12 protein-coding genes are annotated in these 11,439 nt (G+C 53.2%); 4 read left to right on the top strand and 8 right to left on the bottom strand.

Features of this window, described 5'->3' with window-relative positions; all coding sequences use genetic code 11:
* The 4 genes from WC488_02620 to WC488_02605 all read right to left on the bottom strand — a co-directional run.
* Positions 1-872: class I tRNA ligase family protein (locus tag WC488_02620; GenBank protein MFA5077295.1), on the bottom strand; the 872-nt coding region annotated here is incomplete at its 3' end.
* 8 nt (positions 873-880) lie between these two features.
* A complete protein-coding gene (locus WC488_02615; GenBank protein ID MFA5077294.1) occupies positions 881-1,213 on the bottom strand; it encodes a hypothetical protein in 333 nt (110 codons plus the stop codon).
* A 9-nt stretch (positions 1,214-1,222) separates the two neighbouring features.
* Positions 1,223-1,909 carry an ATPase domain-containing protein gene (locus WC488_02610; protein MFA5077293.1) on the bottom strand — a complete coding sequence of 229 codons (687 nt, stop codon included), beginning with the start codon at positions 1,907-1,909 and terminating at the stop codon, positions 1,223-1,225.
* Positions 1,910-2,008: 99 nt separating this feature from the next.
* Positions 2,009-3,076 carry a hypothetical protein gene (locus tag WC488_02605; protein MFA5077292.1) on the bottom strand — a complete coding sequence of 356 codons (1,068 nt, stop codon included), beginning with the start codon at positions 3,074-3,076 and terminating at the stop codon, positions 2,009-2,011.
* Positions 3,077-3,282: 206 nt separating this feature from the next.
* Here WC488_02605 and WC488_02600 point away from each other — a divergent pair, with 206 nt between their 5' ends.
* Positions 3,283-3,603 carry a metal-sulfur cluster assembly factor gene (locus WC488_02600; GenBank protein ID MFA5077291.1) on the top strand — a complete coding sequence of 107 codons (321 nt, stop codon included), beginning with the start codon at positions 3,283-3,285 and terminating at the stop codon, positions 3,601-3,603.
* Here the strand turns inward: WC488_02600 and WC488_02595 are convergent.
* Positions 3,600-4,352: a hypothetical protein gene (locus WC488_02595; GenBank protein MFA5077290.1), complete on the bottom strand. Its 753-nt coding sequence runs from the start codon at positions 4,350-4,352 to the stop codon at positions 3,600-3,602. The genes WC488_02600 and WC488_02595 overlap by 4 nt on opposite strands.
* Before the next feature lie 283 nt (positions 4,353-4,635).
* Here WC488_02595 and metK point away from each other — a divergent pair, with 283 nt between their 5' ends.
* The gene (gene metK / locus WC488_02590) at positions 4,636-5,790 is read left to right on the top strand and encodes a methionine adenosyltransferase (GenBank protein ID MFA5077289.1); all 1,155 of its coding nucleotides are present in this window, start codon (positions 4,636-4,638) and stop codon (positions 5,788-5,790) included.
* Here the strand turns inward: metK and WC488_02585 are convergent.
* The 3 genes from WC488_02585 to WC488_02575 all read right to left on the bottom strand — a co-directional run bounded on the left by WC488_02585 (position 5,768) and on the right by WC488_02575 (position 9,877).
* Positions 5,768-7,405, bottom strand: a complete 1,638-nt coding sequence (locus WC488_02585) for an FAD-dependent thymidylate synthase (protein ID MFA5077288.1) — start codon at positions 7,403-7,405, stop codon at positions 5,768-5,770. The two genes, metK and WC488_02585, sit on opposite strands and share 23 nt — an antisense overlap.
* A 41-nt stretch (positions 7,406-7,446) precedes the next feature.
* The gene (locus WC488_02580; protein MFA5077287.1) at positions 7,447-8,292 is read right to left on the bottom strand and encodes a hypothetical protein; all 846 of its coding nucleotides are present in this window, start codon (positions 8,290-8,292) and stop codon (positions 7,447-7,449) included.
* Between the two features lie 100 nt (positions 8,293-8,392).
* Positions 8,393-9,877, bottom strand: coding sequence for a hypothetical protein (locus WC488_02575; protein ID MFA5077286.1), 1,485 nt, complete (start codon positions 9,875-9,877; stop codon positions 8,393-8,395).
* 105 nt (positions 9,878-9,982) lie between these two features.
* On the opposite strand from WC488_02575, the gene WC488_02570 reads away from it, so the two are divergent.
* Both WC488_02570 and WC488_02565 read left to right on the top strand, forming a co-directional pair.
* Positions 9,983-11,080 carry a tRNA pseudouridine(54/55) synthase Pus10 gene (locus WC488_02570; GenBank protein ID MFA5077285.1) on the top strand — a complete coding sequence of 366 codons (1,098 nt, stop codon included), beginning with the start codon at positions 9,983-9,985 and terminating at the stop codon, positions 11,078-11,080.
* Positions 11,081-11,098: 18 nt separating this feature from the next.
* Positions 11,099-11,439 (top strand): prepilin peptidase (locus WC488_02565; protein MFA5077284.1); only part of this gene is annotated, 341 nt, incomplete at its 3' end.

Here is an 11,439-nt window from a genome sequence, read left to right as displayed (position 1 = left end):
GCCTTCTTTTCTATCAAATCCTGGAACGGATGCTCGTACCCTGCCCCCTCCAGTTTCTTCCCGGAAGTTTCCTCGAGCACGGTCGCGCTCTTTCCAGCAAATCCCATGAGCGCGTCCATCCTTTCCTTCGCGACTATCCAAACCTCATCGTCAACCTTCGCCTTCACGTAGGTGAATTTCGGGTGCGCCATGACCGCCATATTCGCGACCAGAGTCCACGGCGTGGTGGTCCATATTATGAGGTACTCGTTCTCCTTCCCCTTGATTTTGAATTTCACGTACACGCTCGGGTCGGTTTCCTCGCCGTATTCGAGCTCGTAGTTGGCCATCGTGGTCTCGCACCTGTAGCAGTAGGGCAGCACGTACACTCCCTCGTGCATGAGCTTCTTCTCGTGGGCCATCTTCAGCGTCTTCCAGCTCGATTCAATGTAATCGTCATGGTACGTGATGTAGGGGTTTTCCCAATCCATCCACACCCCTATGCTTTTGAACTGGCCGCCCATTATCTCTATGTACTTGTCAGCGAAGGTCTTGCATTTCGCCACGAACTTGTCCATCCCCCGCTCCTCGATTTCCTTTTTCTTCTTTATCCCCAGCTCCTGCTCCACCTTCACTTCTATCGGGAGCCCGTGCGTGTCGAAGCCCGGCTGGGCCCTCACGTTGAAGCCGCGCATACGCCAGTAACGGCACATCGCGTCCTTGAGCGACTTGTTCCATGCGGTTCCCGGATGTATGTGGCCTGTCGCATACGGGGGCCCGTCGCAGAAATAGTACGGCTCCCCCTGGGCGTTCTTCTTCTTGGCCTTCTCGTAAATATTGTTCTTCTCCAGGAAATCCGCCATCTCCTGCTCCACTTTCTTGTGATCGTACATTCGGACACCTATTTAGGCTGCGCCACGCGGGTTTTTTCCGCGCCCTTGGTCAGCTTCCTCACTTCCAGGAGCACCGCAGGAAGCACGAAGAACATCAGCATGCCAACCGCGACCCTGTCCGTGAGGAAATAGAAACTAGCCGAGAAATAGGAAGCGAACGCGAGCGCGACCAGCGCCGTGCCTGCCACATACGCCGCGTTCTCTATTTTCTCCACCGCCGCGCACCCAACTAACGCCATCGCGAAGAACACCGCCGCAACTGGCCCGAAGCCCAGGAAATAGGCCGCGAACGCCATCGCGAAAGACCAGAAAATCGCGTAGAAGAAATCCCCTTTTTCCATGCAGAAAACCTAGAACACCTTTTCCCCGACATAAATCTTTATGCCTGAAGGGGTTACCTTGAACGGCACCAGCTCCCTGGAATGGTCGGTGCCCCTCATCTTGAATATTTCCAAGGCGCGTATCCTCCTGTCCCCCTGCTCGAGGCTGTACAGGTTGATTATGCCGTCCATCACGAAATGCTCGATATCGAAAACGACCTGCTCCTTCCTCGGACTGCTCGCCTCGAGCGTCATCATCACCGTGCAGTCCAGCCCCCTCAAAAGGGAGAAGAACTCGAAGAGCGTCTGCCTGTACTCCAAGTTGCCCTCGAACGAGAGCCGCACCATGGTGGCCGAATCTATCACCACCCTCTTCACCTTGTTCTTCGTTATTCCATCCTCAATCATCTCAGCAGTTTCCTCCAGATTGAGCTTATCGGGCTTCACCACCTGGAGCTTCTTGGATTTGATGAGCGACTCTATATCCGTGAGCTGGGAGAACGTGTTCTCCATGTTCTCCACCATGTCCTCCGCGGTTTCCTCGAGCGTAACGTACATCCCGTTCTCGTTCTGGAGCGCGCCTCTGTAAAGGAACTCGAACCCGAATGATGATTTCCCGCAGCCCGGCCCGCCGTAGAGCGCCACGTGCTTGTTCTTCGGCAACCCCCCCTGGAGCATTTCGTCGAGCCCGCTTATTCCGGTTTTTATCCTTTCCATAGGAATTCCTCATCAGATTAGACAGCCTGTATTCGTGAAAAATCTATATAAATCTGCGTCCCCCGGAAGCACTTTAGGGCTGCGCTCCAGCCGGTGCGGCTATATTCCATTCTCTGGGGCGTTGCGCGCCCAGTCCTTTGCTCCCAAATCTTCGGGCAGTTCGGCAAGCCGTTCGAGCTGTTCCAGGAATTCGTGCAGGCGTATCTTTTCAAAGAATCTGCTCTTTGTTCCATCAATTTTTACCGATATGCCTAAAAGTTTCGCCATGTTAAAAATGCTCGTTTTGTCCGTTAATTCCTTGAAGTCCCGGAGTTTCATCACAACTGGAGTTAAATTCAGATAATCCTGCTCGTAGTGTGTGCGTGTCTTAATCCGTGCAAGCACAGCAATACACTGCGCAAGCATCGCAACTCCCCCGTCGTTATTTTCCACAACATCAAATCTTTCCTGAAGTTCCTGCATGACCTTTAAGAACTTCTCTTCGCCAGCCAGAGAGATGATTTCAAGCGCTTTAGGCGGGCAGGAAGAAATCCTACTTACAAGAGCATCCGCGCTCATCTGGAGCAGCCTGTCTTTTCCCTCAATATGGCCGTATTCGCATGTTTTGATTAGAGCCGCGTCATCCATTTTCCACAGCGCTGCCGCAATTACATCTTCGTCCTTTGCAAATTTTACAATCGCCGCTAATTTCCCCCCATCATTTATCTTCTCCAATGCCCGCATCGCCGTTTCCAGTCCGGCTTTGCATGCAAAGTGCACAAACATCTCTTCAGAACAAATGTATCCCATCAATCTTCCTATCTCGCAGGCGTGCGGGCTTTCCTGGCCTACGCCATCCAAAAGTTTGCCTGCTTCCACTGCTGCGTCCCACGCGCTTTTTTCGTCGAACGCCTGGTGCGCGGTGTTTATCGCAAATAGATACGCCTTCACAGCCAGGTTGTTATCCGCTTCTTTTGCTATTCCAGCCGCCTCCATGAAGTGCTTCACCGCCTCCTTCGCGTCCTTCGTGGCCCGGCCTATGCGCAAATGAACTTCAGCCGCTTCCCTCACTTTTTTGTTTTCAAGCAGGATATCCGCGCAGTAAGCGGAACAAGCATAATCGGCGCCCCACGCATACCACCTTGCAGCGGCATTTATGAGTTTCAGCCCTTTTTCAGGATTTTGCAAAAGAGCACCACTGCCTCTGGTATCTAGAATCACCCCACGCCTCACCATCATTTCTTTAAAAAACGCCACAAATACCACCCATGTGTTCATTTAAGTTATATCATGTCAGATTTTAAAAAGCTCGTTTTTGCACCGCTGAGGAGTCAGCCGCCCAGACGGAGAACGAAAAGCTATTATTGCCCTGTGCACATTCCTAAGATGTTATTATGCCCAGCAAAAACGCCATACTGGAAAAGTTGAAAGAGGTAATAGACCCAGAGTTAGGGGTCAATTTAGTGGATCTGGGACTATTTTATGAGGTTAAGGTGGAAAAGCCGAAGAAAAAAGGCGAATCCGCGCACGTGGAAGTGAAAATGACGCTTACAACCATAGGCTGCCCGCTCGCAGGCTTCTTCGCGATGCAGGTGGAAGAGAAAGTGAAATCCATTCCCGGCGTTAAAGACGTCCATGTGCATGTGGTCTGGGACCCACCGTGGACTCCTGAAAGGATGAGCAAGGAAGCAAAACAAACCCTGGGCTATGGCTAGCTGGGCATAAGCCCCATCACGTATGAAATCGTGCTTTTGAGCGGCGCATATCCTGTCGGCGGCAGGTTTTTTCGTATATATTCACACATATATCCAAAAATCTCCAATGCTGATCCCACATATTCCTTAACGCTCACGTCATACCCATCTTCTTCCTTCATCAGTTTCTTAAGAGTCATGATGGCATTCGACATGTTCTCTGTCTCTTCCTGGATATTAAGCACATGGGCCTTTAGCTCCTTATTGCTTCGGGGCTCAAGACGCTTCACTCTATTGGAGTCCTGTATGGAAGATCTGCTTATCTCATTGTCATTGCCCATAGAATGATTTATGGCGCGCTGTTCAATAAGATTCCCCAGTCTCTTAGTGTCAAGACCTATTTCCCTAAACGGCTCTAAAGCAGTATCGATGGCTGCAGCTGAAATAGCTATTTGATTTAGGGCTTTCCTCACCTGTCTGATCTGTGGTCTTGCGTTTTTCCTTCCCTCTCTTCCGAAGAGCTTTTCCAATTCATTCTCCGTTGGATTGAATGGTTCCAGCCTCAAGACAATGCCTCTAACAGTTGTGTTAAACATAAGTGCGCTGTCGGTCGGCTCCGCATCTACGATTGCCTTTAAAATGGGAACGAAACTCGCACTGTCTTGTCTGCATTCATCAACATGACTTCTAAACGTTGGCGGCAAAAGGAAGCGGCCTAAGCAAATGGGTCGGAGCCCGGAGCCTTTTACCGGTCCGTGCACAGCAAGCATATTAACAGCATTATTAGACATATAATCACACTAATATATTTATTGCAACACCATGCTTATAATCATATCGTTTTGGCACTGTTTCTAGTCTAAGTTTTCCTGGGAGGTAACCGCTATTATGTTGCCGATACTGAAATATATGCATTTCTATGATGCTGGGCGCAAAACTGCGGATTCCGGCACAAACTGAAAACCAGGTGAAAATTCCCAAAGGAATATTCTTTTCAAAACATATTTTAAAGGTTGGATTATAATCCAAATCACAGCCAAAACAGGTGCTTTTATGGTCAAAAAATACATTACTTCGGAATCAGTTACCGAGGGACACCCGGACAAGATATGCGACCAGGTGAGCGACGCTATTCTTGACGAATTGCTCAGGCAGGACCCGAATTCCCGCGTAGGAGTGGAAACCATGACCACCACTGGGCTGGTTATTTGCGCAGGCGAAGTGACCACGAAAGGATACGCGGACGTGCAAAAAATTGTGAGGAAAACGCTCAGGGAAATAGGCTACACAGACCCGGAATACGGAATAGACTGCCAGGACGCAGGAGTGCTCGTTTCCATCCACGAGCAGAGCCCGGACATAGCCCAGGGAGTTGATGAAAAAAGCGGGAAAGAACAAGGCGCAGGGGACCAGGGCATGATGTACGGCTATGCAACGAACGAGACTCCGGAATTCATGCCCCTTCCCATAGTGCTCGCGCACAAGCTCACGAGAAAGCTTTCCGAGATGAGAAAGAACGGCACGCTCCATTACCTGGGGCCGGACGGGAAATCCCAGGTCTCTGTTGAATACGAAGATGAAAAGCCGCTCAGGGTGAGCGCAATAGTGATAGCAGCCCAGCACAAGGACGCGGTGAAAGAAGAAACCGTGCGGAAAGACATCATAGAGAACGTGATAAAGCCAGTGTGCTCGAAGTGGATGGATTCCAAAACCAGCATACACGTGAACGCGACCGGCAAATTCGTGATTGGCGGGCCTGAGGGCGACACCGGAGTCACGGGCCGGAAAATAATAGTTGACACTTACGGGGGCGTCGGAAGGCACGGCGGGGGCTGTTTCAGCGGTAAGGACCCGAGCAAGGTGGACAGGAGCGGAACTTACGCAGCGAGGTGGATTGCGAAAAACATAGTCGCAGCAGGGCTTGCGGACAAGTGCGAAATCTCGATTTCCTATTGCATAGGAGTCGCGCAGCCCACCTCGATAAACGTGGAAACATTCGGGACCGCGAAAATCTCCGAGCAGAAAATAAGCGAAATCGTGCTCAAGAACTTCAAGCTCACCCCGAAATGGATAATAGACACGCTTAAGCTGAAGAGGCCGATTTACAAAAAAACGGCTGCATACGGGCACTTTGGAAGAGACGAGCCGGAATTCACCTGGGAAAAAACGGATTTGGTGCCTTTGCTCAGGAAGGAGGCTGGCCTTTAGCGTATTTCCTGTCTATCTCATCGAGTTTTTTATCTATCCTCTTCTCAGAGTCGAGGCGCTCCAGTTCGTAGCTCTTCATGTCCACGAATTTCATCCCTGAAGCGAGCGAGGGATGCACTTCCTTTATCTTTTTGTAAATCTCCTGCGCAATGACCCTGTAATCCGGATGGCCCTGCTGGACCGAGCGCAGTTCGCAGAAATGGTACGCTTCCCTCAAATTCATTTTCATGTACCATCTGAGCCTATATGCAAGCGGCACCACGTATTGCGCCTGCGCAGGTATCCTCGCTGCAATCCGTTCGTAAGTGTTTTTCGCTGCTTCCATCGCATTTTTGAATTCATTTTCGTATCCTGCCTCGGCAAGTTCTTTGGGCAAGTCGTAGCCCAGACTGGTGTTCAGGAGCTGCCTCTGCTGGGTCAGGACGCGGTGCCTGTGTATGTCCCGGTACGCACCGAAGTTCGCGCATATATCAAATGTGTAATGCGTGTTTTCAAAGCTCCTGTGTGGTTTGTGCCTCCTGTTCTTCCGCTCGCCTACGTACGCAGTCAGAAGCTCGCTGACTTTTCCTTGGTCCAGCGTTTTAGCGGTTTCCAGCGCCCTTTCCATGGAAACCTGTGAATTCGCATATATCATCGCAGCAAGCACCTTCAATTCGGCGTCCCGGTCGTACCCTGCAAGCGAAACCCCGGTTTCGAATTTGGTTTTCTCGCCTTGCACGAGAGAGCCAACAAGTTCCGCGGTCCTGCCTTCTGTTCCGGACAGATACGCGATTTGCTCCTGCCCGTGCTTATCATCGGTCCTTTTGACGAATGCAGGGAGCACTTGCCTCAGCTCCTGGTGGAGTGCATTCGCAATCCCGTTTATTTCAGCCAGGCGGCTCGCGTACATCTTCGTAAGCAGGTATTCGAATCCCCTGCCGTTCCCGAAGACGCCCATATTGGTTTTCGTGCTTGCAGGAAGCAGCCCACGGAGCGAATCACACGTTTTCGCCCGTATTGTGGATGCATACCCCCTGTCGCTTATCCCATCTGGCTTGGGATGCCTCTCCTCGTAAAATTTCGACATTTTCGGTATGAGTTTCGCGTATGTTTCAAAGAGCAAGTTGCACGTCTTTTCATATTCCTCAGAGAATTCAGAGCGTATTATTCCTGGCTCACGGTAAAACAAATAAGCTTCATTCTCATCCTTCTGGTCGAAATACACGTAGCGCGTGCTCTTCTCAAGAGGAGATAATCCTATGCGGGAATCCTCTATGAACTTAGTGGCTATATTGGAAATGTTCTCTATAGCGACGTGCGCCCCTGCAAGCTCAGCAACGCTGTCATCACCGTACCCGACGAGCACGCGCTCGTAAAATTCCTCTGCCTTCTGGGTCGCCACGAGTCCGGAAGCCCCGCGCTCCTGCTGGTGCTCCACTATTGTAGAGAAGCCGTGCTCCTTATCGAGCAGGAATTCATCCAGCAGCACCCTCCTCAGGCTCTTCGAGCTTCTCGAATACCTGGAAAAGAGCGCGCCCTTCACCACCTCGGGCAGGTTGAAAAGTGCAAAAACGTCCTTGTCTGTGTTGGTCACGAAGTTCGAAAGCATCTTCTCCTCGCCAGGTGTAAACTCCATAATACGCACAGCCTAGAAAGGAGCGGAAAAGAATAAAACCCTTATCTGTTCCTGCGCGCGCCGAGCCTTTCCAGCTTCGCGTCGAGCATCGCAATCACGTTCGCCTTCGCATTCTCTTTCCTCGTCGCGTCGTTTATCCCCTTCGCGTAGGTCACTTCGGCGAGGAACTTCAGGCCCTCCTGGCTCAGGTAATTCCCATTCAGGAGTTTTTTCGCGGTCATTTCCGCGCCCAAGATGGAAGTTATATGCTGCTCTATTGCGCGGAAGCGCGCCACGATTCCGCCAATCTCGTTTCTACCGACCGCATTCTCACATGAGTGCATGAATCCTGCGAGATTGTACGCTGCGAGGTCCTTTTTGAGCGTCGAACCTGCAGACGCTGGCGCAGAAAAGACCGCGGCAAGCAGCACAAGGCGCTCCGGGTGCGTGATTTTCCCGCAGGTGCTCCTGAGCACGAGGTTGGAAAAAGCTTCTGCCCCTCCTTCGTGGAGCGACAGGGGGAGTTGCCCGAATTCTTCGCGCGCCCAGCCGGGCTGGAGCGCGTGCATCGCCTGGTGCGCCAATTCGTCGCGCACGCCCATCCCCAGATCCGTTTTGTTGCATCCAGCCGCCTCGAAAAGCCGCTTCTTGTCCAGCGCGACCGCTTCCCCGCCTTGCTCCAGATGCCCGTAATCCTCCCCGCTAGCTACGCCGGAGACGCGTACGTCCGCAAGCATGGCAGAAATCCTATTAGAAATGCGCTCCTTGTTGCGCTCCGCCAGCTCCCTGCCGAATCCCAGCGTTTCCAGCCCGTCCTTCAGGTTCTGGAGGAAATTCTGCCCTACCCACTCCGACTGCTTTCTGCACACTTCCAGGAACTCCTTATCCGAAATGTCTGTTTTGGGCATGGCTTGGATTGTGCCGCGAACTTATAAAAACCGTTCATACTCCTTAGATAAGATAGGAAAAGGGATTGAAAAAAGAAGAAGGAAATAAAAAGAAAAAAGCTCAGGGGCTGTAGCCCGCGTCAGAAATCCCGTACGGCTCAGGTTCGGACGAGTAGTACGCGTATGGCGTCCCGCTCTTCATCCTCACCACGAACGTGAGCGTTTTCTCGCTGTTCGCAGGAAGCGTGAATTTCCATTTCACGAGGTTCTGGCTCACTTTCTCCCCTGGCATGCTCTCCTCCACCATCACCCAGTCCCCGTAGGGAGTGTAGCTGAGCACCACGTCAGCGTCCGCGTTCTTCTTGTTCTTCACCTTGGCCTCGTAGGTGTAGGTGTTCGCGTATATGCTGCCCCTCTCGTTCACGCACAGCGGCGCGTTCTTCGCGGCCATCACGCGCGGGTCGCAGCTTATTATCTCTTGGGTGCTCTGGTTCATCAGCCTGCTCAACCCGACGACGTCGAAAGCGTCCCCTATGTAGAGCTTCACCTCCTCGTTCTCCGGGGTTTCCGCAACGCTGTCCTCGCCAACGAAGCCGTTCTCGTCCATCACCCGTACGTTCCCAGAAGGAAGCGCCACTCCGAGCCCGTTGCCCTTGCTGTTGTTTATCGCGAGCTTTATCGCGAGCGCGCTGTAATCCTCCGAGCCGTAGCTCCCTACGCTCATCTCATATGTTTTCCTTATGCTCGCGGCCTTCTTCTCGAAGAGCGTGAACTGGCTGTCGCCCTTCCTGAGCGCCACGTTTCCCAAATCGAATTTGTAGTACTCGAAAACGCCCTGGGGCGTGTAGCTCGGCGCAGCGGACCTTTCACTCGCGTCCATCGCGGCACCGGTGGCGTACTTGTAGTCGCTATAATAGTACGTCCCGTAGCTGTTCCTCCTCACCTGGCCGTAGAACAGGCTCAGCGAAACGTTGTCGTAATCCTTCGCGTTGTTGCTCACCGCGCCTGCGAGCGAGAGCGTGCCTCCGTTCCCGTTAAGGTATAACGTGTAGTCCGGATTCCATGATATGGAGTCCAGGAGGTAGCTCAGCTTTGCTTCCTGCGCAGCGCTGTTGTCCCCGGAAGTCGTAACGAACACCACGCTCGCGTTGGTGTCGCTCAAGTTCCCGCTGAATCCAGGGAGCATGGAATACGAAGGGGTTATCACGAAAAGCCCCTCCGAAGTCTGCACGTACGCCCTTCCGTCGTACTTGAGCAGCCTCCCCTTTATCTCCTTCCCGTTGGAATCGTATACCGAAACCTCTTTTCCAACATATGAAGCCAGCAGCTGCTCCTGGCCCGTATAATTGGCCTCTTGTATGTACTGGCTCACAACATACCCGTTAACCACCCTGAGCTTCACAGAGTCCCGCTCCACCCCGTACGGGAGCTCGAAGCCGTAGCTCGCTGAATTGCCGAGCAGCTTCACGTCCTGCTCGTAATACCCGAAGCTGTTGTACAGGACCAGCTTCTCGCCCTGCGCCTGCGCCCCCCCTAAGGAGTAGAGCAGCGCCATCCCTGCAAGAAAAATCGCGGCGAATATGAACGCTGTTTTTTTGCCTTCCATTTCTATCACCCTGGCTCCGCGGGCTGAAGCCGGCAGAGCTCACAGATACGATTCCCTGGGCCCGGTTTATATAGTTTTTTATTATGTTGGGATGCAAATGTCCTCATGATTCGCCTCTGCGGCAGATGCATGGAGCGCAACCGCGCCGGACTCCAGCGGTGCGCGGATTCCGAATGCTACCTGTGCAGGGGCGCGAGCTCAATGGTAGATGAAATGGTCGGGAAAGCGCTCGTGCTGATTCCGCAGGACTGGAAAAAATTCGCGATAAGCTCGGAAATCCCGCCAGACATGCTGGCCAGGGAGGAAGAGGTATGGGACCTAGGGTTGGGCGTCAGCATAAAGAGCTGGCTCAACAGCGCCCTCGCAGGGCGCATCGAAAAAGCCACTGGTTTGGAATACAATTTCGCGAACGCTGATGGACGGATAGTGTTCAATTTCTCGCGCATGGGCGTGCGCGCCGAACGTTCCGACTTGTTCATCTTCGGCAGGTACAAGAAGCTCAGCCCGGTCCTGGCGCAGAGCGTGTGGACATGCTCATCCTGTTCAGGAAAAGGCTGCAAGGAGTGCGATTTCAAGGGAGTGAGGTACGATTCGGTGGAGGCGCTCCTCGCGCAGGCGGCGAAAGACATCTATGGCGCCAAAGACGTTGAGCTGCACGCTTCAGGGCGCGAGGACGTGGACGTGCTCAACCTCGCAGGAAGGCCGTTCGTTCTTGAGCTGCGCAAGCCGCAGGAAGGGAAGCTGGACCTCGCGCTCCTGGCAGGAAAAGCGAACTCCGGAGGCGCAGTGGAAATTTCCGGGCTGCAATACGCAAGCAACTCCGAAGTCGCGCTCGTCTCGGATTCCCATTTCGACAAGGCCTACGAGGCCGAGATTGAAATCAAGGGCTTCGAACCCGCGGACTTGGGGAAAATTCTCGCACTTGAGGGCGCAGTACTCAGCCAGCGCACCCCGAAGCGGGTGGCGCACAGGCGCAGCGACCTGGTGCGCAGGAGGAAAATACTCGGGCTGCGCCTGCTTTCCGAAGCTCCGCTGCGCCTCCTCATCCTCGCCGAGGCAGGGACCTACATAAAGGAGTTCGTGAACGGGGACGCGGGCAGGACAAGGCCGAGCGTGGGCGAAGCAACCGGCAAGGATGCGAAGTGTATAAAGCTTTTGGTGGCACAGATACATGATGATTTCCTTGACGATGTCATGGGATGAGAAGTTCAGGTGAAGGATATGTTCGAGTCGTTCCTGCTTCAGAGAATAGAGCTGTCCGGGGAAGCCGTGCGCGTGGCAATCGCGCTCGCAGGCACAGCAGCTGCCGCGTTTTACGATTTGCGCAACAACCGCACGGTGCCAGACAGGGTGCTCTACGCGTTCCTCGCGCTCGCACTCCTGGCCAACCTGGTTTATTTCCAGCCTGAAGTGTTCGTATACGGCATTGCGGCCGCGGCGTTAATATTCGGCGCGGGCTACCTCTCGTACAAGCTCGGCTACGTCGGGGAAGCAGATGTGTACGTGCTCACCTCGCTCGCGCTCCTGCTCCCTGTATTCCCGTCCTGGGCAAAGGCGCTGTT

The organism is Candidatus Micrarchaeia archaeon, from assembly GCA_041650355.1.
Taxonomy (GTDB): Archaea; Micrarchaeota; Micrarchaeia; order Anstonellales; family Bilamarchaeaceae; genus JAHJBR01.
The sequence above is the reverse complement of the archived record's forward strand: the minus strand, read 5'-3'. Positions and strand labels throughout refer to the sequence as shown.

Excerpts from the sequence above, each read along its gene's own strand:
- WC488_02595 (MFA5077290.1), bottom strand. The coding sequence starts at position 4,352 with ATGCTTGCTGTGCACGGACCGGTAAAAGGCTCCGGGCTCCGACCCATT.
- WC488_02585 (MFA5077288.1), bottom strand. The coding sequence starts at position 7,405 with ATGGAGTTTACACCTGGCGAGGAGAAGATGCTTTCGAACTTCGTGACC.
- WC488_02570 (MFA5077285.1), top strand. The coding sequence starts at position 9,983 with ATGATTCGCCTCTGCGGCAGATGCATGGAGCGCAACCGCGCCGGACTC.
- WC488_02580 (MFA5077287.1), bottom strand. The coding sequence starts at position 8,292 with ATGCCCAAAACAGACATTTCGGATAAGGAGTTCCTGGAAGTGTGCAGA.
- WC488_02575 (MFA5077286.1), bottom strand. The coding sequence starts at position 9,877 with ATGGAAGGCAAAAAAACAGCGTTCATATTCGCCGCGATTTTTCTTGCA.
- metK (MFA5077289.1), top strand. The coding sequence starts at position 4,636 with ATGGTCAAAAAATACATTACTTCGGAATCAGTTACCGAGGGACACCCG.
- WC488_02615 (MFA5077294.1), bottom strand. The coding sequence starts at position 1,213 with ATGGAAAAAGGGGATTTCTTCTACGCGATTTTCTGGTCTTTCGCGATG.
- WC488_02600 (MFA5077291.1), top strand. The coding sequence starts at position 3,283 with ATGCCCAGCAAAAACGCCATACTGGAAAAGTTGAAAGAGGTAATAGAC.
- WC488_02610 (MFA5077293.1), bottom strand. The coding sequence starts at position 1,909 with ATGGAAAGGATAAAAACCGGAATAAGCGGGCTCGACGAAATGCTCCAG.